22 protein-coding genes and 1 other annotated feature are annotated in these 23,729 nt (G+C 55.4%); of the genes, 13 read left to right on the top strand and 9 right to left on the bottom strand.

The window, feature by feature from the left end; genetic code table 11:
- Positions 1-56 precede the first annotated feature (56 nt).
- On the top strand, positions 57-1,511 hold the full coding sequence (locus ABLU96_RS01010; protein WP_064405080.1) for a PLP-dependent aminotransferase family protein: 1,455 nt from the start codon (positions 57-59) through the stop codon (positions 1,509-1,511).
- Here the strand turns inward: ABLU96_RS01010 and ABLU96_RS01005 are convergent.
- On the bottom strand, positions 1,486-1,956 hold the full coding sequence (locus ABLU96_RS01005; RefSeq protein WP_004848329.1) for a YlaC family protein: 471 nt from the start codon (positions 1,954-1,956) through the stop codon (positions 1,486-1,488). The genes ABLU96_RS01010 and ABLU96_RS01005 overlap by 26 nt on opposite strands.
- Before the next feature lie 20 nt (positions 1,957-1,976).
- Here ABLU96_RS01005 and ABLU96_RS01000 point away from each other — a divergent pair, with 20 nt between their 5' ends.
- Entirely contained in the window at positions 1,977-2,111 is a 135-nt protein-coding gene (locus tag ABLU96_RS01000; protein WP_224243896.1) for a hypothetical protein, read from the top strand.
- Here the strand turns inward: ABLU96_RS01000 and maa are convergent.
- From maa to acrA, 5 genes are all read right to left on the bottom strand, one after another.
- On the bottom strand, positions 2,083-2,649 hold the full coding sequence (gene maa, locus ABLU96_RS00995) for a maltose O-acetyltransferase (RefSeq protein ID WP_064357999.1): 567 nt from the start codon (positions 2,647-2,649) through the stop codon (positions 2,083-2,085). The two genes, ABLU96_RS01000 and maa, sit on opposite strands and share 29 nt — an antisense overlap.
- Positions 2,650-2,811: 162 nt before the next feature.
- Positions 2,812-3,030 (bottom strand): HHA domain-containing protein, encoded by a 219-nt coding sequence (locus ABLU96_RS00990; protein WP_004099646.1) that lies wholly within the window; start codon positions 3,028-3,030, stop codon positions 2,812-2,814.
- 26 nt (positions 3,031-3,056) lie between these two features.
- Positions 3,057-3,431, bottom strand: coding sequence for an Hha toxicity modulator TomB (gene tomB, locus ABLU96_RS00985; protein ID WP_025107145.1), 375 nt, complete (start codon positions 3,429-3,431; stop codon positions 3,057-3,059).
- A 482-nt stretch (positions 3,432-3,913) separates the two neighbouring features.
- Positions 3,914-7,060, bottom strand: a complete 3,147-nt coding sequence (gene acrB / locus ABLU96_RS00980; RefSeq protein ID WP_014228207.1) for a multidrug efflux RND transporter permease subunit AcrB — start codon at positions 7,058-7,060, stop codon at positions 3,914-3,916.
- Positions 7,061-7,082: 22 nt separating this feature from the next.
- A complete protein-coding gene (gene acrA, locus ABLU96_RS00975) occupies positions 7,083-8,276 on the bottom strand; it encodes a multidrug efflux RND transporter periplasmic adaptor subunit AcrA (RefSeq protein ID WP_004136054.1) in 1,194 nt (397 codons plus the stop codon).
- A 142-nt stretch (positions 8,277-8,418) separates the two neighbouring features.
- Here acrA and acrR point away from each other — a divergent pair, with 142 nt between their 5' ends.
- Together acrR and mscK are read left to right on the top strand one after the other, a co-directional pair.
- Positions 8,419-9,069 carry a multidrug efflux transporter transcriptional repressor AcrR gene (acrR, locus tag ABLU96_RS00970; protein WP_014228208.1) on the top strand — a complete coding sequence of 217 codons (651 nt, stop codon included), beginning with the start codon at positions 8,419-8,421 and terminating at the stop codon, positions 9,067-9,069.
- 130 nt (positions 9,070-9,199) lie between these two features.
- Entirely contained in the window at positions 9,200-12,541 is a 3,342-nt protein-coding gene (mscK, locus tag ABLU96_RS00965; protein ID WP_064405076.1) for a mechanosensitive channel MscK, read from the top strand.
- Positions 12,542-12,576: 35 nt separating this feature from the next.
- On the opposite strand, the gene ABLU96_RS00960 is transcribed toward mscK, so the two are convergent.
- The 3 genes from ABLU96_RS00960 to priC form a co-directional block, all read right to left on the bottom strand.
- Positions 12,577-13,512: an Rpn family recombination-promoting nuclease/putative transposase gene (locus tag ABLU96_RS00960; RefSeq protein ID WP_048261457.1), complete on the bottom strand. Its 936-nt coding sequence runs from the start codon at positions 13,510-13,512 to the stop codon at positions 12,577-12,579.
- 66 nt (positions 13,513-13,578) lie between these two features.
- A complete protein-coding gene (rsmS, locus tag ABLU96_RS00955; RefSeq protein WP_014228211.1) occupies positions 13,579-13,752 on the bottom strand; it encodes a pleiotropic regulatory protein RsmS in 174 nt (57 codons plus the stop codon).
- Positions 13,753-13,766: 14 nt separating this feature from the next.
- A complete protein-coding gene (gene priC / locus ABLU96_RS00950) occupies positions 13,767-14,294 on the bottom strand; it encodes a primosomal replication protein N'' (RefSeq protein WP_048261459.1) in 528 nt (175 codons plus the stop codon).
- Between the two features lie 69 nt (positions 14,295-14,363).
- Between priC and ABLU96_RS00945 the strand changes: the two genes are divergently transcribed.
- The 9 genes from ABLU96_RS00945 (at position 14,364) to ABLU96_RS00905 (ending at position 23,714) form a co-directional block, all read left to right on the top strand.
- Positions 14,364-14,741 (top strand): DUF454 family protein, encoded by a 378-nt coding sequence (locus tag ABLU96_RS00945; RefSeq protein ID WP_004848353.1) that lies wholly within the window; start codon positions 14,364-14,366, stop codon positions 14,739-14,741.
- A 150-nt stretch (positions 14,742-14,891) separates the two neighbouring features.
- Positions 14,892-15,443 carry an adenine phosphoribosyltransferase gene (apt, locus tag ABLU96_RS00940; protein WP_004099669.1) on the top strand — a complete coding sequence of 184 codons (552 nt, stop codon included), beginning with the start codon at positions 14,892-14,894 and terminating at the stop codon, positions 15,441-15,443.
- A gap of 91 nt (positions 15,444-15,534) precedes the next feature.
- Complete coding sequence (gene dnaX, locus ABLU96_RS00935; RefSeq protein ID WP_048261463.1) at positions 15,535-17,442, top strand: DNA polymerase III subunit gamma/tau; 1,908 nt, start codon at positions 15,535-15,537, stop codon at positions 17,440-17,442.
- Positions 16,775-16,839, top strand: a sequence feature (DnaX frameshifting element). (Overlaps the previous gene by 65 nt.)
- Positions 17,443-17,499: 57 nt before the next feature.
- Positions 17,500-17,832: a YbaB/EbfC family nucleoid-associated protein gene (locus ABLU96_RS00930; protein ID WP_004099673.1), complete on the top strand. Its 333-nt coding sequence runs from the start codon at positions 17,500-17,502 to the stop codon at positions 17,830-17,832.
- Positions 17,832-18,437, top strand: coding sequence for a recombination mediator RecR (gene recR, locus ABLU96_RS00925; RefSeq protein ID WP_004129946.1), 606 nt, complete (start codon positions 17,832-17,834; stop codon positions 18,435-18,437). The genes ABLU96_RS00930 and recR overlap by 1 nt, the downstream gene beginning before the upstream one ends.
- 111 nt (positions 18,438-18,548) lie before the next feature.
- Positions 18,549-20,423, top strand: coding sequence for a molecular chaperone HtpG (gene htpG / locus ABLU96_RS00920; protein ID WP_009653565.1), 1,875 nt, complete (start codon positions 18,549-18,551; stop codon positions 20,421-20,423).
- 188 nt (positions 20,424-20,611) lie between these two features.
- Complete coding sequence (gene adk, locus ABLU96_RS00915; RefSeq protein ID WP_004848363.1) at positions 20,612-21,256, top strand: adenylate kinase; 645 nt, start codon at positions 20,612-20,614, stop codon at positions 21,254-21,256.
- A gap of 127 nt (positions 21,257-21,383) precedes the next feature.
- Positions 21,384-22,346: a ferrochelatase gene (gene hemH, locus ABLU96_RS00910; RefSeq protein ID WP_004129953.1), complete on the top strand. Its 963-nt coding sequence runs from the start codon at positions 21,384-21,386 to the stop codon at positions 22,344-22,346.
- A 63-nt stretch (positions 22,347-22,409) separates the two neighbouring features.
- Positions 22,410-23,714 (top strand): inosine/guanosine kinase, encoded by a 1,305-nt coding sequence (locus ABLU96_RS00905; RefSeq protein ID WP_004137947.1) that lies wholly within the window; start codon positions 22,410-22,412, stop codon positions 23,712-23,714.
- Positions 23,715-23,729 lie beyond the last annotated feature (15 nt).

Here is a 23,729-nt window from a genome sequence, read left to right as displayed (position 1 = left end):
TGGTTCCATAAAAAGAACCACAGGAGTATGTTTTTAGGGTGCCACGAGGAGCGATGATGAATATTCCGGATGATGCTTTTTTTGCTTTACTGGATCAGGCCCTGCGCGGCAGGGGAGGTGGAACCCTGCAGCGTACGCTCTATCAGACACTACGCGAGGCGATTTTGCAGGGGGCGCTGGCAGGTGATAGCCGTTTACCCGGCTCGCGCGCCATGGCCCAGCGTCTGGGACTGTCGCGCAACACCGTCAACGGCGCGCTGGAGCAGCTGGCGATAGAGGGGTATTTATTACGTAGCCGCCAGGGGACGTCCGTCGCGCCTTTAGGAACTCAGGGAGAGGGGGACGTTGAGGCGCGCCATATTGTGCTCCCTGAATACTTACAGGGATTACCAGCGGCAATCCATCGTGATTCACCCACGCTGCTCTTTACGCCGGGAATGCCTGCGGTTAACTACTTTCCGCTTTCCATCTGGCGCCGGCTCCTGGATCGCGTACTGCGTGAAGAGGGAAGCGCATTATTGGGCTACGGCGATGCGCAGGGAGAGCTCGTACTGCGAAAAGCCATTGCCCGCCACCTTGCGCTCTCGCGGGGGATCCGCTGTGAAGCCAGCCAGATTGTGATTACGGAAGGTGCGCTGGAAGGCGTCGATTTATGCACGCATTTGCTGAGCGTTGCTGGCGATACGGCATGGGTAGAAGAACCCGGCTATCCGGGAGCAAAAAGCATCTTTCTCAAATCCGGACTTCATATAGAGGGCGTGCCGGTTGATCATGAAGGGATGCGTTTTGATAGTCATAATGATAGTGAAGCGCCGCGATTGATCTTTACTTCACCTTCCCATCAATACCCCTGCGGGGCAGTGATGAGCGCCGGGAGGCGACTGGCGCTACTGGAGTATGCCCGCCGGCATGATTCATGGATTATTGAAGATGATTACGACAGCGAGTTTCGCTACAGCGGTGAGCCCATTCCGGCCATGCTGGGGATGGCCAGGCAGGCGCCGGTGGTTTATCTGGGGACATTCAGCAAAACGCTATTTCCGGCGCTGCGCATTGGCTTTATGGTGATGCCTCCCGCGCTGGCGGAGGCCGCACGTGGCGCCATTGGTTCGCTATTACGCGGCGGCCATCGGGCCGAACAGAGGGCGCTGGCGTTGTTCATTGAGGAGGGGCACTACGCACGTCATTTAGCCGCCATGCGCCGTTTATACCGTAAACGTCAGCAGCAGCTGCGGGAGATTCTGGCTCAAGAGCTCAGGCATCCTTATGAACTGTTTGGCGGCGAGGGGGGCCTGCACCTGACCGTTGCTATCGACAACGTGGATGACCTGGCGATTGTGCAGCAGGCCCGGCGGTTTCAGCTGGCACCCGGGGCGTTAAGCCGTTTTTACCTCGATGTAAAAACGGCGCGAAGCGGCTTTGTTCTGGGCTACGGTAATACGTCCGCCTCGCATTTTATGGCTGCGGTACGGACGCTGAACCGTCTTATTGCGCTGGACCGACGCGGGTAAGAGAAAACACATCGTAAAAGGAGAGTTCGCCTTTGGTGGCGATCATTTTTTGTAGCTGCGCCTTTTGTTCGCCGCCGACGCGTGGCGATTGCAGGATGCGTTCAAGCAGCTGGTCAGGGACAAATCGGGTGTTGTACCACTCACCGTTGTAGCACACGCGGAAATCAAGAACGTCAATATCTTCATAACGATAGCGCGGGTAGACGTCGAAGAAGAAGAAACCGTTTAGCAGAACAAATAACACAATTAACAGCCAGACAGAATCTACCAGCGTTTCGGAACGTAGCATCACAATAAGCGTGGCCAGGAAAGCCGCGTACATGGCGACAAAAAGCCATGGATGGTTGCGAATAAAGCTAATGCTAAAGCGCGGACGGTTGTCGCGCTTCTCTTTCACATTAAGCTCATCAATGGTGCTCTTCAGCAGCAGCTGTATTTCTGTCATCTTATTCCCCAAATTCTGCCATGAGCCCGTATCCAGGCGTGACAAACCGGGCTCAGCCTGAAGACTATTTTATGTTGCGTAAATCCATGGGGAAAGTAACAGATTGGTTGCAGAAAAGCATAACAGTTACCGTTTTTCGCTCTCCAGCATTTTGATTATCCGTGCCGGGTTTCCGCCGACGACGGCGTTTGCCGGCACATTTTTTACTACGACGGCCCCCGACGCCACCACGGCATTATCGCCGATAGTGACGCCTGGATTAATCACTGCCCGGCCGCCAAGCCACACATTGTGGCCAATGGTGACGGGTTTTCCGTACTCTTGACCACTATTGCGGTCGACAGGGTCAAGGGGATGCGTAGCGGTATAAATATGCACGCCCGGCGCCAGCATGCAGTTATCGCCAATATGAATTGGACAGACGTCAAGCATGACGCAATCAAAGTTAGCGTAGAAATTTTTGCCGAGGAAGATATTGTAGCCATAGTCACAGCGAAATGTGGGTTCGATATACGCGTCACTCGCGTGCCCAAGCAGTTCAGAAAGTAATGCGTTTCTTAATTCACGTTCTTCAGGCGCCGAATGATTGTAGCGGTGCAGCAGCTGTCTGGCCCGCAGACGATCGGCTTTCAACGTGGCGTCACCTGCCAGATACAGTTCGCCGGCAATCATTTTTTGTTTCTCTTCGCTCATGGAGGCTTTCCTTATTTCCTTATCGTTAGGCCGCCATAGTATAAAAAAGAAACCGGTTTCATATTCGCATTGAGCCAACATCTGTGAGCACTGTCACACTTATTATCATCACGAGAGAGGGGCGTTTTCGGCACGAGATGTATGACTTTCATTTGAAATAAACTAGCGGATAAATTTCCAGACTGAAGGGGGGATCTTGTCATACAGTTTATTCATCGTCAGCTCAGCAAGACGATGGTCGGCCGCTGAGTAAAATACCGCCAGTTCATTATCGGAAAGTTCATATTTATTTTTTTCAATTACGCGCTCCAGCGTATCAATTGTCTGACAGCGTCGTAAACGCATCAAATAGTCTATTTTGGTTAATGTTTTATCAGACATAAATTCACCTTTTGATTGTAATAATACTAACAAGAAAGACTGGCCGGGTTTTCCCGACAGGCGTTGACAAAGCAGCGGAATAACCGATTGCCAGATTTACGCCATTTCTGCAGATCTGCGCTGTTAATGCCGTAGTTGCTGAACAAGACGAAAGTGTCATCCAGATATTCGTCAATCTGGGTAATCAGCTTATTATCCTCGGCGTACTTAATTTTATAATTAAGTGCGAACGCGGCAATGTGCTCGATCAATTCATTAAGTTGAAGATTGACAGCCGAGGTCGGGTCATTAACCCAGCCGTGGTTGCTCTCTTCCAGGTTTGCAAGACAGTCATGATACAGGGTTTCGCAGAGAAATTTAAGCTGCGCAATATCATGTCTTTTTGGCGAGTATTCGTCCATAACGCATCCCCTTTTGAGTGGTTTAAACGACGATTATCGACACCGTTGTGGGATGAACACGACTAACAGACCTGACACATACATTGTAATCTTGCTGTTTAACTATAATCCACTCTTAAAAAGATTTCATCGTGCTATTACGAAAAATTACAATTATCAGTGTCCTTTTATCTTCAATGCCTCGGACTTTATTATATCGTGCCGTTATCCCGATCGGAAAAAACGAATACTGACCTTATATTTCATCAGGTTAGCCGACGCGTTTAGCCGTTATAGAGAGACAACCATACATAAAATCAGTGATTAAGAATATTCTGAGTTAGGGGCGCAGGAAAGAAAATTGTGGAAAAAAAATGGAGATAAGCACCGCGACTCATCATTAAATATTATATCTCAGCTTATAAATTAGACAATAACAATCCGTGCGTTTTAACGAGGAACAAAAGAAAAGGGCCGCAAATGCGGCCCTGAGAGGAGAGAGATTAATGATGCTCAACCGGATGGCTGTGCTCAATATCCTCATTTTTCTTACTAAAGCGGCGGCGAACCACCACGAAGAACACCGGCACGAAGAAAATCGCCAGCACCGTCGCGGTCACCATCCCACCCATTACGCCAGTACCGACGGCGTTCTGCGCGCCGGAGCCTGCGCCGGAGCTGATAACCAGCGGCATGACCCCAAGGATGAACGCCAGCGAGGTCATCAGAATCGGACGCAGACGCATACGAACGGCTTCCAGCGTGGCTTCGATCAGGCCTTTGCCCTCTTTATCCATCAGGTCCTTGGCGAATTCAACGATAAGTATCGCGTTCTTCGCCGACAGGCCGATGGTGGTCAGCAGACCAACCTGGAAGTAGACGTCGTTGGTTAATCCACGGAAGGTAGCCGCCAGCAGCGCACCCACAACCCCCAGCGGAACAACCAGCATGACCGAGAACGGAATCGACCAGCTTTCATACAGCGCCGCCAGGCACAGGAAGACGACAATCAGCGAGATAGCGTACAGCGCTGGTGCCTGGTTGCCTGACAACCGTTCCTGATAAGACATACCGGTCCAGTCATAGCCAATACCCGCAGGCAGTTTACCCGCCAGCTCTTCCATCAGGTTCATCGCTTCACCGGTACTCTTGCCCGGTGTCGCCTGGCCGAGGATTTCCATTGATGGCAGACCGTTGTAACGCTCCAGACGCGGTGAGCCGTATTCCCAGCGTGAAGTCGAGAAGGCGGAGAAGGGCACCATCTGTCCATCGCTGCCGCGTACGTACCAGTTGCCGATATCTTCCGGCAGCATACGGTATTTCGCTTCAGACATGATATACACTTTCTTCACGCGACCGCGGTCAATGAAGTCGTTGACGTAGCTACCACCCCATGCTGCGCCAAGCGTCGTGTTAATGTCGCTGATAGACACGCCGAGAGCCTGCGCTTTTTCCTGATCGATATCCACTTTAAACTGCGGAGTATCTTCCAGTCCGTTTGGACGCACGCCGGTTAAGACGTCAGGATGCTGCGCGACCATACCAAAGAGCTGGTTACGTGCCTGGGTCAGTTTTTCATGGCCCAGTCCCGCCTGGTCGATAAGCTGGAAGTCAAAGCCTGTTGCGGTACCCAGTTCAACAATTGCCGGCAGGTTAAAGGCGAAGACCATTGCGTCTTTAATCTGCGAGAAATACCCCATTGCGCGACCGGTAATCGCCTCAACTTTGTTCTCTTCGCCCGGACGCTGGCTCCAGTCCTTCAGAGAAACGAACGCGATACCGGTGTTTTGCCCACGACCCGCGAAACCAAAGCCGTTTACGGCGAATACCGACTCAACGTTGTTTTTCTCTTTGGTGAGATAGTAGTCGGTCATCTCATCCAGAACTTTCTGGGTACGCTCCTGAGTTGCGCCAGCAGGCAGCTGCGCCATGCTCAGGAAGACGCCCTGGTCTTCGTCCGGCAGGAACGAACTTGGCAGACGAACGAACAGCCAGGCCATGCCTACCACGATGATCAGGTACAGCACCAGATAACGACCGGTACTGCGCAGGATGTTGCCTACGCTATCGGTGTAGTGATGCGTGCTCTTATCGAACATGCGGTTAAACCAACCGAAGAAGCCGGTGGTGGCGCCATGGCTGCCTTTCTGGATGGGTTTCAGCATCGTGGCGCAGAGCGCCGGGGTCAGAATCAGTGCCACCAGTACCGACAGCGCCATCGCGGAAACGATAGTGATCGAGAACTGACGGTAAATCGCACCGGTAGAACCGCCGAAGAAGGCCATCGGGATAAATACCGCGGAAAGCACCATCGCGATACCCACCAGCGCGCCCTGAATCTGGCCCATTGATTTACGCGTAGCTTCCTTCGGCGGTAGCCCTTCTTCGGCCATTACACGCTCGACGTTTTCTACCACAACGATGGCATCATCCACGAGCAGGCCTATGGCGAGCACCATACCAAACATGGTGAGGGTGTTTATCGAGAAGCCGAACAGCGCGAGGATAGCGAACGTCCCCAGCAGTACGACCGGCACGGCGATAGTCGGAATCAGCGTTGCGCGGAAGTTCTGCAGGAACAGGTACATCACCAGGAACACCAGAATGATGGCTTCAACCAGCGTTTTCACCACTTCGTGAATGGAGATCTGCACGAAGGGGGTGGTGTCATACGGGTAAACAATCTTCAGGCCTGACGGGAAGAAAGGTTCCATTTTCTTCAGTTCGGCACGAATGGCGTTGGCGGTATCCAGCGCGTTCGCGCCGGTCGCGAGCTTAATACCCAGACCGGACGCGGGCTGACCGTTAAACTTCGCAACGACGTCGTAGCTTTCGCCACCCAGCTCAATCTTCGCGACATCGCGCAGACGCACCTGGGAACCATCCTGGTTAACCTTCAGCAGAATGTTGCCGAACTCTTCAGTATTGGTCAGACGGGTCTGCGCCACGATGGAGGCGTTCAGCTGCTGACCTTTCACCGGTGGAGTACCGCCTAACTGTCCGGCTGCGACCTGGGCGTTCTGCGCTTTCAGGGCGCTGATCACGTCAACCGGCGTCAGCTGGAAGTTATTAAGCTTGTTCGGATCCATCCAGATACGCATCGCGTACTGGGAACCGAACAGCTGTACGTCACCGACGCCGCTGGTACGGCTAATCGAATCCTTCATGTTGGCGGCAACATAGTCAGAAATGTCATCCTGATTCATGGTGCCGTTGGTATTGATAACGCCGACAACCATCAGGAAGCTGCTGGATGCCTTTTCAACGCTAATACCCTGCTGCTGAACTTCTTGCGGCAGCAGCGGCGTTGCCAGCGCCAGCTTGTTCTGAACCTGTACCTGGGCGATATCCGGATCGGTACCGGATTCAAAGGTGAGGGTGATGGTTGCTGTACCGGTGGAGTCGCCATTAGAAGACATGTACATCAGGTGATCGATACCGTTCATGTTCTGTTCGATAACCTGGGTCACGGTGTTCTGCACGGTTTCAGCATCGGCACCGGGGTACATGGCTGTAATGGAAATTGCCGGCGGCGCAATCGTCGGATATTGCGCTATCGGCAACTTGAGGATCGATAACCCCCCAGCCAGCATGATGATAATGGCGATCACCCACGCAAATATGGGGCGATCGATAAAGAAATTAGGCATGTCTTAACGGCTCCTGTTTAAGTTAAGACTTGGGTTGTTCTGACTGAGCGTTGCCTGCGGCTTGCTGTTTATCGTCAGAAACGACTTCCTGCGCTTTTACCTGCACGCCTGGTCTGACTTTTTGCAGACCGGTGATGATGACGCGATCGCCCGTTTTCAGCCCTTCGGTGACCAGCCATTTATCACCAATAGCCTGAGTGGCGGTAATCTGGCGAACTTCGACTTTATCACCTTCGCCGACAACCATCGCGCTGGCATCGCCGCGCGGGGTGCGGGTTACGCCCTGCTGAGGAACCAGCAGTGCATCCGGGTTTACGCCTTCTTCCAGACGCGCGCGGACGAACATCCCCGGCAGCAGAGTGTGATCAGGGTTCGGGAAAATGGCGCGCAGCGTGATAGAACCGGTGGTCTGATCAACGGTGACGTCAGAAAACTCCAGCGTACCGTTCTGCGGGTATTTCAGACCGTCGTTCGTCACCAGCTCAACCTTCGCTTTACCGTTTTCCTGCTGCAGCTTGCCGTTGGCCAGCTCTTGTTTCAGACGCAGGAAATCGTTGCTCGATTGCGTCACGTCAACGTAGATAGGATCCAGCTGTTGCACGGTCGCCAGGGCGGTGGTTTGGCCATTTTGCACCAGAGCACCTTCCGTGACCGCGGATTTACCAATGCGGCCTGAGATTGGCGAGGTGACTTTGGTGTAGGCCAGATTAATGCGCGCGGTTTCAACCGCTGCTTTGGCGGCAACCACGGCGGCGTTGCTCTGTTGCGCGGTCGCGACGGCAGTATCGTAATCCTGTTGACTGATGTACTTAGTGCCTAACAGTTTCTGATAACGTTTAACCGTCAGCTGATCCATATTTGCCGCGGCCTGCGCTTTGGCTAAATCGCCTTTCGCGCTTTCATAGGTGGCCTGATAGGTCGCCGGATCGATTTGATAAAGAGACACCCCTGCCTGGATATCGCTCCCTTCGGTGAAGTTACGTTTAAGAATAATGCCACTGACCTGAGGACGAACTTCCGCAACGCGATAGGCGCTGGTACGGCCTGGCAGTTCGGTTGTAATTTGTAGAGGAGCGGATTTGAGCGTCACAATACCGACTTCCGGCATTTGTTGGGCTCCTTGCTGAGCCGGTTTGTCGTCACATCCTGTTAGCGCTAAGCTGCCTGAGAGCATCAGAACGACCGCCAGAGGCGTTAACCCTCTGTTTTTGTTCATATGTAAACCTCGAGTGTCCAATTTCAAATTGTTCAGTGGCTCAATCGACCACAAACCCACTGCTGTGTTTCTATTATGGTCATGCTATGGTACATACATTCACAAATGTATGTAAACGTAACCTCTGTAAACTCATCGACCTATGGCACGAAAAACCAAACAACAGGCGCTTGAGACCCGGCAACATATTCTGGATGTTGCTCTGCGTCTGTTTTCGCAGCAAGGCGTATCATCCACCTCGCTGGCCGCAATTGCAAAAGAGGCCGGTGTGACGAGGGGCGCTATCTATTGGCATTTCAAAAATAAATCAGATTTATTTAATGAAATATGGGTGCTTTCAGAAGCCAACATCAACGATCTCGAAGTTGAGTATCGGGCAAAATTCCCCAACGATCCACTGTCAGTTGTCAGAGAGATCTTAGTGTATATCCTTGAAGCAACGGTGACAGAAAAACGCAGGCGCTTGATGATGGAAATCATTTTCCATAAATGCGAGTTCGTCGGAGAGATGGTTACGCTGCAAGAAGCGCAGCGAAGTTTATGCCTTGAGAGCTACGATCGTATCGAGCAGACATTAAACGAGTGCATTGCGGCGAAGATGCTGCCCGCCAATTTACTCACCCGGCGGGCGGCGATTTTAATGCGCAGCTATCTTTCTGGCCTGATGGAGAACTGGCTGCTGGCGCCCAACGCCTTCGATCTGCAGCATGAAGCGCGGGCATATGTCGAAACGCTGCTTGAAATGTATCAATTGTGCCCCTCTCTGCGCAGTTCTGAAGGCGCGGAAGCTTAAGTATCCTCGCGGACAAAAGGGGTATTTTTCCTGCTGTCCGCCGCTATTCGCGCGATAACAGAAGTGCTATTCTTCGCGCTGCGACGATCCCCGGTATTCTCCGGCTTTTGCAATCACTCATGTTAACACTATGCTGCATACTATCCGTTGGCGAAACGCCATATCCGCTTTTGTTCTTACCCTGATGTTTTTTATCGGCTGTATTAGCGTTAACACGGCGCTGGCGGCTGATTTACCTGAACGTTCCGAGGTACAAAGCCAGCTCACGACGCTGAATAAGCAAAAAGAGCTGACCCCGCAGGACAAGCTGGTTCAGCAGGACCTGACCCAGACCCTGGAAACCCTCGATAAAATCGAACGCATTAAGTCGGAAACGACGCAGCTGCGTCAGCAGGTGGCTCAGGCGCCAGCGAAAATGAATCAGGCTATCGATAGCCTCAACGCGCTAAGCGATGTTCCCGATGATGAGGCGACGCGTAAAACGTTGAGCACGTTATCGCTACGTCAGCTGGAATCGCGCGTCTCTCAGACGCTGGACGATTTGCAAAACGCGCAGAACGATCTGGCAACCTATAACAGCCAGTTAGTCTCCCTACAAACCCAGCCGGAACGTGTGCAGAATGCGATGTACTCCGCTTCGCAGCAGCTGCAGCAGATCCGTAACCGCCTGAATGGCACCTCGACGGGCGAGGAGGCGCTGCGTCCTACCCAGCAGAGTTTGCTGCTGGCGCAGCAGGCTCTGCTGAATGCGCAGATAGACCAGCAGCGCAAAAGCCTGGAAGGTAACACGGTCCTGCAGGATACCTTGCAAAAGCAGCGTGATTACATCACCGCCTACAGCAACCGTCTTGAACACCAGCTTCAGTTATTGCAGGAAGCGGTGAATAGCAAGCGCCTGACGCTGACGGAAAAGACGGCTCAGGAAGCGGTTTCCCCGGACGAAACGGCGCGTATTCAGGCAAACCCGCTGGTGAAGCAGGAGCTGGAGATTAACCACCAGCTTAGCGAAAGACTGATTTCGGCGACGGAAAATGGTAATCAGCTGGTTCAGCGCAACATCAAAGTGAAGACCTGGCTCGATCGCGCTTTGCAATCCGAGCGTGACATAAAAGAGCAGATTTCCGTGCTGAAAGGCAGCCTGCTGCTGTCGCGTATCCTTTATCAGCAGCAGCAAACGCTGCCCTCTGCGGAGGAGCTGAGCGATATGACGAACCGCATCGCCGACCTGCGCCTCGAACAGTTTGAGGTTAACCAGCAGCGCGATGCGTTGTTCCAGAGCGATGCGTACGTCGCGAAGCTGGAGGAAGGGCACAGCAGCGATCTCAATGCCGAAGTGCATAGCGCGCTTCTCGAAATCGTTGATATGCGCCGGGAGCTGCTCGATCAGTTCAACAAACAGCTGGGTAACCAGCTGATGATGGCCATTAACCTGCAGATCAATCAGCAGCAGTTAATGAGCGTGTCGACCAACCTGAAAGCCATTCTGACGCAGCAGATTTTTTGGGTAAACAGTAACCGTCCGATGGACTGGGAGTGGGTTAAAGCCTTCCCGGAAGCGCTGAAAGGGCAGTTTAAGGCGATGAAAATCACCGTAAACTGGGAAAAAGCCTGGCCTGCGGTATTTATCGCTTTCCTTGCCGGCCTGCCGTTGCTGCTGATTGCCGGTCTGATTCGCTGGCGCCTTAACTGGCTGAAAGCGTATCAGGCGAAGCTGGCTTCACAGGTGGGGCAACTGCGCAATGACACTCAGCTTCATACGCCGAAAGCGATTCTTATCGATCTGATCCGCGCGCTGCCTGTGGTGCTGGTGATTCTGGCCATTGGCCTGATTCTGCTGACTATGCAGCTGAATATCAGCGATTTGCTGTGGGCCTATAGTAAGAAGCTGGCGCTGTTCTGGCTGGTGTTTGGCCTGTGCTGGAAGGTGCTGGAAAAAGACGGCGTGGCGGTGCGCCACTTTAATATGCCGTCGCAGTTGACCAGCCACTGGCGGCGGCAGATTGTCCGCGTCAGCCTTGCGCTGCTGCCGCTCAATTTCTGGTCGGTGATGTCGGAGCTGTCGCCTCTGCACCTGATGGATGACGTGCTCGGGCAGTTTGTTATTTTCCTCAACCTGCTGCTGATTGCGGTGCTTGTTCTGCCGATGTGCCGCGAGAGCTGGCGTGATAAAGAGTCCCACAGCCTGCGCCTTATCACCGTCACCGTGCTATCGATTGTGCCCATCGCCCTGATGGTGCTGACGGCAACCGGCTACTTCTACACGACGCTGCGTCTGGCCGGCCGCTGGATTGAAACCGTTTACCTGGTGATGCTGTGGAACCTGCTGTACCAGACCGTTCTGCGCGGCCTGAGCGTGGCTGCCCGGCGTATTGCCTGGCGCCGTGCGCTGGCGCGTCGTCAGCATCTGGTTAAAGAGGGCGCTGAAGGGGCCGAACCCCAGGAAGAACCGACGATTGCCCTGGAGCAGGTTAACCAGCAAACGCTGCGTATTACGATGCTGGTGATGATTGCGCTGTTTGCCGTGCTGTTCTGGGCGATTTGGTCCGATCTGATCACCGTGTTCGCCTATCTCGACAGTATTACGCTGTGGCATTACAACGGTACGGAAGCCGGCGTCAGCGCCGTGAAAAGCGTCACCATGGGCAGCCTGCTGTTCGCGATTGTCGCGTCGATGGTCGCCTGGGCGTTAATCCGCAACCTGCCGGGCCTGCTGGAAGTGCTGGTGCTATCGAGACTCAATATGCGCCAGGGGGCGTCGTATGCAATTACGACCATCCTTAATTACGCCATTATTGTTATTGGCGCGATGACGGTATTTGGCTCGTTGGGCGTTTCGTGGGACAAACTTCAGTGGCTGGCGGCCGCCCTGTCGGTTGGTTTAGGGTTTGGCTTACAGGAAATCTTCGGTAACTTTGTTTCCGGTCTGATTATTCTCTTTGAGCGCCCGGTGCGTATTGGCGATACGGTAACCATTGGTACCTTCTCCGGTACCGTCAGCAAAATCCGCATTCGCGCCACGACGATCACCGATTTTGACCGTAAAGAGGTCATTATCCCGAATAAGGCCTTCGTGACGGAACGCTTGATCAACTGGTCGCTCTCCGACACCGTCACCCGCGTGGTCATCCGCCTTGGCGTGGCCTATGGTTCCGACCTGGATAAGGTTAAAGAAGTACTGCTCCAGGCCGCGCATGAGCATCCGAAAGTGATGCAAGAGCCCGCGCCCTCGGTCTTCTTTACCACCTTCGGCGCCAGCACGCTCGATCATGAACTGCGCCTGTACGTGCGTGAACTTCGCGATCGCAGCTATGCGGTGGATGAGCTTAACCGCGCTATCGATCGTTTGTGCCGCGAGAACAATATTGACATCGCCTTTAACCAGCTGGAGGTGCATCTGCGCAATGAGAAGGGCGATGAAGTGACAGAGGTGAAGCGGGATAAGGGCGACGATGCCTCCCCGGCGATAAGCTAAGCATAACGGGGCGGTGGGTATCCGCCCCGCAGATGTTAATGGCTGAGCGAGGAGAGTTCTTCCTGGCTCAGACCGGTCAGTTCCATCACCATCTTCGGCTCCAGCCCGCAGGCGAGCATTTTCAGGGCAATGCTGCGCGAGATTTCTCTACGGCCCTCCTGCAAACCTTCCTGCAAACCTTCCTGTCTGCCTTCTTTTCTACCTTTTTTACGGCCTTTCTCTTCCAGCCATTCGGCAATTGTCATCAGTAGCTCCTTGTGCCTGGGCGACTGCTTCGCCAGCTCGCGAATCAGGGGCCCGGGTTTTTCCGTGGTTCCCGCCTGCAGCATATAGCTGATGAGGGTATTGATCTGGTTTTCCGTCAGATATCCTTGCGCCAGCAGCGTAATCAGCATCGGTTGCAGTTCGGCCAGATCGCGCTGGCGAATATGCTTTTGCAACAGTTCCAGCATCGCCATACGCTGGTGGCGGAGGATATGATTATCTGGCATAACGGTCAGGTCCACCAGCGGAAAATCTCCGCCGTACAGCGCGCCGGCAAGCTCAGGATGGTCAAAAAGCTGGAGCCAGTTGAGCGTATGTGGCCAGGGGCTGACGGTGCCGTGATAAAACAGAATCGGGACCACCAGCGGCAGCGTATTGTGGCCGGCATCCAGGTGGCGCTGCATGGCGGCCAGCGTATAGCGCATCAGGCGAAAAGCCATCAGCTTATCCGGCGAGCTTTGATGTTCAATCAGCGCGTAGATATATCCCGCGCCGTGCTGCGTTTGCAGGGAGTAGAGAATGTCGGAGTAGCTGGATCGCAGGTCTTCTTCGATAAAGCTGCCGGAAGCCAGCTGCAGCGTATTGAGATCGCAGATACTTAAAAACTGCGCGGGAAGATAAAGCTGTAAAAAATCGCGAGCGACCTCTTTCTGGGCCAGCATTTGACGAAAAATAGCATCGTGCGGCGTACGTGAGAATCTTTCCATGAGCATCTATCCGTTGTGGTAAGGGGCAGGCGACAACTCTGCCACCCCTACCGATCCGCCAACAGGCTACTCCTGTGCGTTTTGCGAGGCCTCTTCCGCACTTTTTACTTTGTTTTCATAGTCTCGACGGATAATTTCCAGCGCAGCTAGCACGGTTTGCGCAGGAACTTTATTCTCCTCAAGCAGCATAATTAAATCGACGGCCAGCTTGACCTCGTCAGGGGCATTTTCCAGCGACATACTTCTTCCTCCCGTTAGCGCGTTAAGCGGGCCAGTCTGTTTTCAATTTTTTCCAGCGCGTCGCGACAGCGGGCCAGGCGCCCGGTATAGGCTTCAACTTCCTTTGCCAGCCGCTGCTGGTCATCAAGGCTAATGGCTTGCGCCAGTCGTCTTTGTCGGTCGCTGCGCATGGCCAGCAGGCGCCGTTCATACTCCTGATGCTGTAGACGTCGGCGCTGCCAGCGGCTAAGCGTTGGCGACGCGCTATCCCAGGCGCGTAATGGCCAGGTCGCCGTTTCCCGATTAATCGCGGCGATTTGAGCAACGAGACGTTCCGCCAGCCAGGCGACCTGCGCAAGCTGCTGGCGTTCGGCCGCCTGTTTTAACGCCGTTAAGCCGTCTCTGGCCTCATTGAGATAAGCCTGCATCTGCGTGCTGCGGGTACGGAACAGCTGACGATCGAAGCGCGGGCTGAGGGTCGCGTGATTGGCCATGGGCGCCACCTGAGCGGCCAGCTCCGCAAGCTGGTTTTCCAGTGAATGTAAAAGCCGGGCGGTTTTCAAATAACTCCTCCATCCCCTGATAAGCAACTGTGCTACATTAGCGTTATCTTCGTGATAACGATTCGCATTATGCCACGTATTATTTTGATCATCATTGGCTGGCTGGCGGTAGCGCTGGGAACGCTGGGCGTGTTTTTACCGCTACTGCCGACGACGCCGTTTATCCTGCTTGCCGCCTGGTGCTTTGCGCGCTCGTCGCCGCGCTTTCACCACTGGCTTTTGTATCGCTCATGGTTTGGCGGCTACCTGCGTCACTGGCAGAAATACCGCGCCATGCCGCCGGGCGCGAAGCCGCGGGCGGTCGCGATGATTTTGCTGACCTTTGCCATTTCGCTGTGGCTGGTTAATCTTACCTGGGTGCGCATCTTGCTGCTGATCATTCTGACCTGTCTGCTGATATTTATGTGGCGCATTCCGGTGGTTGATGCAAAGCAACAAAAGCACTGATGCGCAATAATGATGGTTGCAATTGTCGCTGACAGCCAGTAAATTCTGGCGTTTTCGAGCGCGGGTAAGCCTGGTCAAAGGTTAAACAAAAGTTTCTTTGGCCCATTTGGCATGCCCGTGAGTAACACCGTTTTAATCAGGCATACACTTATGACCGCAACAGCACAGCAGCTTGAATATCTGAAGAACAGCATCCAAAGCATCCAGGACTATCCGAAACCTGGCATCCTTTTCCGTGATGTCACCAGCTTGCTGGAAGACCCGAAGGCCTACGCGCTCAGCATTGAGCTGCTGGCCGAGCGTTATAAAGACGCGGGGATTACCAAAGTGGTGGGCACCGAGGCGCGTGGCTTCTTATTTGGCGCACCGGTTGCGCTGGCGCTGGGCGTAGGCTTTGTTCCGGTACGCAAGCCGCGTAAGCTGCCGCGTGAAACTATCGCAGAAAGCTACGAGCTTGAGTACGGCACCGATCAGCTGGAAATCCATGTCGATGCGATCAAAGAAGGCGATAAAGTCCTGGTGGTTGACGATCTGCTGGCAACCGGCGGCACCATTGACGCCACCGTGAAGCTTATTCGTCGCCTGGGCGGTGAAGTGCACGATGCGGCCTTTATTATTAATCTGTTCGATCTGGGCGGCGAGCAGCGCCTGGAAAAACTGGGAATCAACTGCTATAGCCTGGTCCCTTTCCCGGGCCACTAAGCAAATCCCGCCACATAGCCTCGCTGATTGAGCGGGGCTGTGATAGCATGACCCCTCGTGATTTCACCTTCCAGCGTTTCAGAGCCAGCCCATGAGTTATCAGGTCTTAGCCCGTAAATGGCGCCCACAAACCTTTGCTGACGTCGTCGGCCAGGAACATGTGCTGACCGCACTGGCGAACGGCTTGTCGTTAGGGCGCATTCACCACGCATATCTTTTTTCCGGTACCCGCGGAGTCGGTAAAACCTCTATCGCGCGCCTGTTGGCAAAAGGATTAAACTGCGAAACCGGCATTACCGCCACGCCGTGCGGCGTCTGCGATAACTGCCGTGAAATAGAACAGGGGCGCTTTGTCGATCTGATTGAGATCGATGCCGCCTCGCGCACCAAAGTCGAAGATACCCGCGATCTGCTGGATAACGTCCAGTACGCGCCGGCCCGCGGTCGCTTCAAGGTCTATCTGATCGATGAAGTCCATATGCTTTCGCGCCACAGCTTCAATGCGTTGTTAAAAACGCTGGAGGAGCCCCCGGCGCACGTTAAATTTCTGCTGGCGACGACCGATCCGCAGAAGCTGCCGGTGACTATTCTTTCCCGCTGCCTGCAGTTCCATCTTAAGGCGCTGGACGTCGAACAGATTCGCCATCAGCTGGAGCATATTCTCGGCGCCGAGCAGATCGCTTTTGAACCGCGCGCGCTGCAGCTGCTGTCGCGCGCGGCGGACGGTAGCCTGCGCGATGCGTTAAGCCTGACCGATCAGGCCATTGCCAGCGGCGACGGTCGCCTGACGGCTGAATCCGTCAGCACCATGCTCGGCACCCTTGACGACGATCAGGCGCTTTCGCTGATTGAGGCGTTGGTGGCTGCCGACGGCGAGCGGGTCATGGCCGGCGTCAATGAGGCTGCCGCCCGCGGCGTGGAGTGGGAGGCCTTGCTGGTGGAGATGCAAAGCCTGCTGCACCGTATTGCGATGGTTCAGCTCTCGCCGTCGGCGCTGGGAGCGGATATGGCCGCGATTGAGCTGCGCATGCGCGAGCTGGCGCGGACGGTGCCGCCAACCGATGTTCAGCTGTACTATCAAACGCTACTGATTGGCCGCAAAGAGCTCCCGTACGCCCCGGACAGACGAATGGGCGTCGAGATGACGCTTCTGCGTGCGCTGGCTTTCCATCCGCGTATGCCGCTGCCGGAACCGGAGGCGCCGCCGGTGCAGGCTATTCAGGCCGCACCGGCCCAGCAGGCTGCCCCGGCATCCGCGCCGCCGTCGCCGCCGCCGAATTTGCCGCAGACCACCAGCCAGGTGCTGGCGGCCCGCAGCCAGCTGCAGCGTAGCCAGGGAGCGCCCACCCCAAAAAAGAGTGAACCGGCAGCCGCTTCCCGCGCGCGGCCGGTGAATAACGCTGCGCTGGAACGACTGAGTTCAATTACCGAACGCGTACAGGCGCGTCCGGCGGCGGCTGCGCTGGAGAAAGCGCCGGCGAAAAAGGAAGCCTATCGCTGGAAATCGACGACGGTTGTTGAAGCCGTAAAAGAAGAAGTGGCGACGCCGAAGGCGCTGAAAAAAGCGCTGGAGCATGAAAAAACGCCGGAACTGGCGGCAAAGCTGGCAGTCGAAGCGGCCGAGCGCGATAGCTGGGCGGCGGAAGTCAGCCGGCTTGCGGTACCCAAACTGGTGGAGCAGGTCGCCCTGAACGCCTGGAAAGAGCAGGAGGGCAATCGCGTCTGCCTGCATCTGCGTCCGAGCCAGCGTCACCTGAATTCGGCGGGCGCGCAGCAAAAGCTGGCGGAAGCGCTCGGTATTTTGTACGGTACGCCGGTTGAATTGACCATCGTGGAAGATGATAATCCCGCGATGCGCACGCCGCTTGAGTGGCGGCAGGCAATTTATGAAGAAAAGCTCGCGCAGGCGCGTGAAGCGATTATTGCGGATAATAACATTCAGACGCTGCGTCGATTCTTCGATGCGGACCTGGATGAAGAGAGTATTCGCCCCATTTGATTGCAAGTCTGACTTGCGGTCAGCATCCTTAACGATGACTTACTGAGAGAGAAGCCTATGTTTGGTGGAAAAGGCGGTCTGGGTAACCTGATGAAGCAGGCCCAGCAGATGCAAGAAAAAATGCAGCAGATGCAGGAAGAAGTGGCCCGACTGGAAGTGACCGGTGAATCCGGCGCTGGCCTGGTAAAAGTCACCATCAACGGCGCGCACAACTGCCGTCGCGTTGAGATCGACCCGAGCCTGCTGGAAGACGACAAAGAGATGCTGGAAGATCTGGTGGCTGCCGCGTTTAACGACGCCGCCCGCCGCATTGAAGAGACGCAGAAAGAAAAAATGGCGTCCGTGTCCGCCGGTATGCAGCTGCCGCCAGGCTTTAAGATGCCGTTCTGATGCAGACCAGTCCGCTGTTAACGCAGCTTATGGAAGCACTGCGCTGCCTGCCGGGCGTCGGCCCGAAGTCGGCGCAGCGCATGGCGTTTACCCTGCTGCAGCGCGACCGCAGCGGCGGAATGCGCCTGGCGCAGGCGCTAACGCGCGCGATGTCGGAAATCGGCCACTGCGCCGATTGCCGTACCTTCACCGAGCAGGAGGTGTGCAATATTTGCAGCAACCCTCGGCGCAAGGAAAACGGCCAGATCTGCGTGGTAGAGAGCCCAGCGGATATCTACGCTATCGAGCAGACCGGGCAGTTTTCCGGTCGCTACTTTGTGCTGATGGGCCACCTGTCGCCGCTTGACGGTATCGGGCCGGATGACATTGGGCTCGATCGTCTGGAACAGCGTCTGCGTGACGAATCGATGCAGGAAGTGATCCTCGCGACCAACCCAACGGTAGAAGGGGAGGCGACGGCCAATTATATCGCCGAGCTCTGCGCGCAGTATGGCGTAGACGCGAGCCGTATCGCCCATGGCGTACCGGTCGGCGGCGAGCTGGAAATGGTTGACGGCACGACGCTATCCCACTCGCTCGCCGGGCGGCATAAGATTCGTTTTTAATCAAACGGAGGCGCTTTTCGGGGCCTCCGCTTGAAAACTTCTCCCTCTGTCCCCATCTCACCCTCAACGGTTTTTTTACCATTAACAATGGCATTGTTGAGGTTGATTTAGATGAAAGGACAAGAAACTCGTGGTTTTCAGTCAGAGGTCAAGCAGCTTCTGCACCTGATGATCCATTCTCTTTATTCCAATAAAGAAATTTTCCTGCGTGAGCTGATTTCCAACGCCTCCGATGCGGCCGACAAGCTGCGCTTCCGCGCGCTGTCCCAGCCGGATCTGTACGAAGGCGACGGCGAACTGCGCGTGCGTGTTTCATTTGATAAAGACAACCGCACCCTGACCATCGCCGATAACGGCATTGGTATGAATCGCGATGAGGTCATCGACCATCTCGGCACCATCGCCAAGTCCGGCACCAAAGCGTTCCTTGAGTCCATGGGCTCTGACCAGGCGAAAGACAGCCAGCTGATTGGCCAGTTCGGCGTGGGCTTCTATTCGGCGTTTATTGTTGCCGATAAAGTTACCGTCCGTACCCGCGCGGCGGGCGACAGCGCCGAAAACGGCGTCTTCTGGGAATCCGCTGGCGAAGGCGAATATACCGTTGCCGACATTAACAAAGCCGATCGCGGTACCGAGATCACGCTGCACCTGCGCGAAGGCGAGGACGATTTCCTCAACGACTGGCGCGTGCGTTCGATCATCAGCAAATACTCCGATCACATTGCGCTGCCGGTGGAAATTGAAAAGCGCGAAGACGTTGACGGCGAAACCGTCATTAGCTGGGAGAAAATTAACAAAGCCCAGGCGCTGTGGACGCGCAATAAGTCGGAAATCAAAGACGACGAGTATAACGAGTTTTATAAGCACATTGCCCACGATTACAGCGATCCGCTGACCTGGAGCCACAACCGCGTTGAAGGTAAGCAGGAGTACACCAGCCTGCTGTATATCCCGTCGCAGGCGCCGTGGGATATGTGGAATCGCGATCATAAACACGGCCTGAAGCTGTACGTGCAGCGCGTCTTCATCATGGATGACGCCGAGCAGTTTATGCCGAACTACCTGCGTTTCGTCCGCGGCCTGGTCGACTCTAACGATCTGCCGCTGAACGTGTCACGTGAAATCCTTCAGGACAGCAGCGTCACCCGCAATCTGCGTACCGCGCTGAGCAAACGCGCCCTGCAGATGCTGGAAAAACTGGCGAAAGACGACGCGGAAAAATATCAGACCTTCTGGCAGCAGTTTGGCCTCGTGCTGAAAGAGGGGCCGGCGGAAGATCAGGCTAACCAGCAGGCCATCGCCAAACTGCTGCGTTTCGCCAGCACCCATACCGACTCCGCCGCGCAGACCGTGTCGCTGGAAGAGTACGTCTCCCGCATGAAAGAAGGGCAGGAGAAGATTTACTACATTACCGCCGACAGCTACGCCGCCGCGAAAAGCAGCCCGCATCTGGAACTGCTGCGTAAGAAAGGCATTGAAGTGCTGCTGCTTTCCGATCGCATCGACGAGTGGATGATGAGCTATCTGACCGAGTTCGACGGTAAGCCGTTCCAGTCGGTGGCGAAAGCCGATGAGTCGCTGGATAAGCTGACGGACGAAGTGGATGAAACCACTAAAGAAGCCGAGAAGGCGCTGGAGCCGTTCGTTGAGCGTGCCAAAACGCTGCTCGGCGACCGGGTGAAAGAGGTTCGTCTGACCCATCGTCTGACCGATACGCCGGCCATCGTCACCACCGACGCGGATGAAATGAGCACCCAGATGGCAAAACTGTTTGCCGCTGCGGGCCAGGCCGCGCCGGAAGTGAAGTACATCTTTGAACTGAACCCGCTGCATCCGCTGGTAAAACGCGCGGCGGATACCCAGGATGATGCGCAGTTCGGCGAGTGGGTTGAGCTGCTGCTCGATCAGGCGCTGCTGGCCGAGCGCGGTACGCTGGAAGATCCGAACCAGTTTATCCGCCGCATGAACCAGCTGCTGGCGTCGTAATCTTTACCCTCACTCTACCCCTCTCCCGCTGGGAGAGGGCCGGGGTGAGGGCATCAAACCGCACTCTACGTAAAATATCTCACCATTAACCGTTTCAGCCGCCCCGCCTTCCTTGAGCCATCCGCGTTCTGGTGGTATGGTTTAGCGTTTTTTGAAAAATTGAATCAACTTTTGAGGGGATTTTCGTAATGCGTATTATTCTGCTTGGCGCTCCGGGCGCGGGTAAAGGAACTCAGGCTCAGTTCATCATGGAGAAATACGGTATTCCGCAAATCTCCACCGGCGACATGCTGCGTGCCGCGGTGAAGTCAGGCTCCGAGCTGGGCAAACAGGCGAAAGATATTATGGACGCCGGTAAGCTGGTCACCGACGAACTGGTTATCGCCCTGGTCAAAGAGCGTATTACTCAGGAAGATTGCCGCAACGGTTTTCTGCTGGACGGCTTCCCGCGCACCATTCCGCAGGCTGACGCCATGAAAGAAGCGGGTATCACCGTGGATTACGTGCTGGAATTCGATGTTCCTGACGAACTGATCGTTGACCGCATCATCGGGCGTCGCGTTCACGCAGCTTCCGGCCGCGTTTACCACATCAAATTTAATCCGCCGAAAGTTGAAGGCAAAGACGACGTGACCGGCGAAGAGCTGACCACCCGTAAAGACGACCAGGAAGAGACCGTGCGTAAGCGTCTGGTTGAGTATCATCAGATGACGGCTCCGCTGATCGGCTACTATCAGAAAGAAGCCGAAGCGGGCAATACCCAGTACGCGAAAGTCGATGGCACCAAAGCGGTGGCCGACGTTCGCGTTGAACTGGAAAAAATCCTCGGTTAATTCCGTTAGTTCTCACCCCGCCGCGGCGGGGTGAGAACTCCTCTCATTTTACCTTTTTCTATGATTGGTTCCGTTTAGCGCCATTTCAGCTACAATTGTCAGCGATTCAAATGGTTAAGAGGCGGTAATGCATCAGACGAAAACAGGTATCTTATTAGCCAATTTAGGCACTCCCGATGCGCCCACGCCCGACGCGGTAAAGCGCTATCTACGACAGTTTCTTAGCGATCGGCGCGTGGTGGATACCTCCCGTCTACTGTGGTGGCCGCTGCTGCGCGGCGTGATACTGCCCCTGCGAGCGCCCCGGGTCGCTAAGCTCTATCAGTCCATCTGGATGGAAGACGGCTCGCCGCTGATGGTCTATAGCCAGCAGCAGCGGCAGGCGCTGGCCGCGCGGCTTCCGGATACGCCGGTGGCGCTGGGGATGAGCTACGGTTCGCCGTCGCTGGAGAGCGCGGTTGATGAACTGCTGGAGCAGGGCGTGGATCACATCGTGGTGCTACCGCTCTATCCGCAGTACTCCTGCTCCACCGTGGCGGCGGTCTGGGATGAACTAGGGCGTATCCTTGCCAAAAAGCGCGCCATCCCCGGCATCTCTTTTATTCGCGACTACGCCGATGACGTGGACTATATTCACGCGCTGGCCGCCAGCGTGCGCGCGTCCTTTGCGGTGCACGGTGAGCCAGATTTACTGCTGCTCTCCTATCATGGCATCCCTCAGCGGTACGCCCAGCAAGGGGATACCTATCCTCAGCGCTGCCGCGATACCACCCGTGAGCTGGTTTCAGCCCTGGGGCTGCCGCCTGACCGGGTGATGATGACGTTCCAGTCGCGCTTTGGTCGTGAGCCCTGGCTGACGCCCTACACCGACGAAACGCTGAAAATGCTCGGTGAGAAAGGGGTGAAGCATATTCAGGTTATCTGCCCCGGCTTTTCCGCCGATTGCCTGGAGACGCTGGAGGAGATCGCGGTGCAGAACCGGGAAATCTTCCTCGAAGCCGGCGGCCAGCAATATGAGTACATTCCGGCGCTTAATGCGGACACCGCGCATATTGAAATGATGGTCAACCTGACGGCGAAATATCGCTGATCGCGCGTGCGGCGGGGAGTATGCTACTATTCCCCGCTTGTTCACTGTCAATAAATCGCCACTATGAAATTTCCCGGTAAACGCAAATCCAAACACTATTTTCCCGTCAACGCTCGCGATCCGCTGCTGCAGCAAATTCAGCCGGACAATGAGTCTAACGTCGCCTGGGTGGTCGGCATCGATCAAACCCTGGTCGATATCGAAGCGAAAGTGGATGAGGCGTTTATCGTACGCTACGGCCTGAGCGCCGGGCATTCGCTGGTGATTGAAGACGATGTCGCCGAAGCGCTGTATCAGGAACTGGTTCGCAATGACCTGATTACCCACCAGTTTGCCGGCGGCACCATCGGTAACACCATGCATAACTACTCGGTGCTGGCGGATGACCGTTCGGTTCTGCTTGGCGTCATGTGCAGCAATATTGAAATCGGCGGCTACGCCTACCGCTACCTGTGCAACACCTCCAGCCGTACCGATCTGAACTACCTGCAGGGGGTGGATGGGGCGATTGGGCGCTGCTTTACGCTGATTAGCGACTCCGGCGAGCGCACCTTTGCGATCAGCCCCGGGCATATGAACAAGCTCCGTCCGGAAAGCATTCCGGAAAGCGTCATCGCCGGCGCCTCCGCGCTGGTGCTGACCTCCTATCTCGTGCGCTGCAAGCCGGGCGAGCCGATGCCGGACGCGACGATGCAGGCCATCGCATATGCGAAAAAGCACGATGTACCGGTGGTCCTGACTCTGGGGACCAAATACGTTATCGCCGATAATCCGGCGTGGTGGCAGGCGTTCCTCAAGGAGCACGTCTCTATTCTGGCGATGAACGAAGAGGAGGCGGAAGCGCTGACCGGACTATCCGATCCGCTGCTGGCTTCCGACAAGGCGCTGGAGTGGGTTGACCTGGTACTGTGCACCGCCGGGCCTGCCGGGCTGTATATGGCCAGTTTTACCGAGGATGAGGCTAAGCGCAAAACGCAGCATCCGCTGCTGCCGGGCGCGATTGCCGAGTTTAACCAGTATGAATTCAGCCGCGCGATGCGCCATCAGGATTGCGAAAATCCGCTGCGTATTTATTCGCATATCGCACCCTATATGGGCGGGCCGGAGAAGATCATGAATACCAACGGCGCGGGCGACGGCGCGCTGGCGGCGCTGCTGCACGATATCACCGCCAATAACTATCATCGCAACAACGTGCCGAACTCCAGCAAGCACAAATGCAAGTGGCTGACCTATTCCTCGCTGGCGCAGGTGTGTAAATACGCTAACCGCGTGAGCTATCAGGTGCTGAACCAGCACTCGCCGCGTCTGACCCGCGGCCTGCCGGAGCGTGAAGATAGCCTGGAAGAGGCTTACTGGGATCGCTAAGCCGGTAAGTAAAGC

This window comes from Klebsiella sp. CN_Kp106, assembly GCF_040064575.1.
Lineage (GTDB): Bacteria > Pseudomonadota > Gammaproteobacteria > Enterobacterales > Enterobacteriaceae > Klebsiella > Klebsiella michiganensis.
Note: the sequence above shows the minus strand (reverse complement) of the source record. Positions and strands in the feature narration are given on the sequence as shown.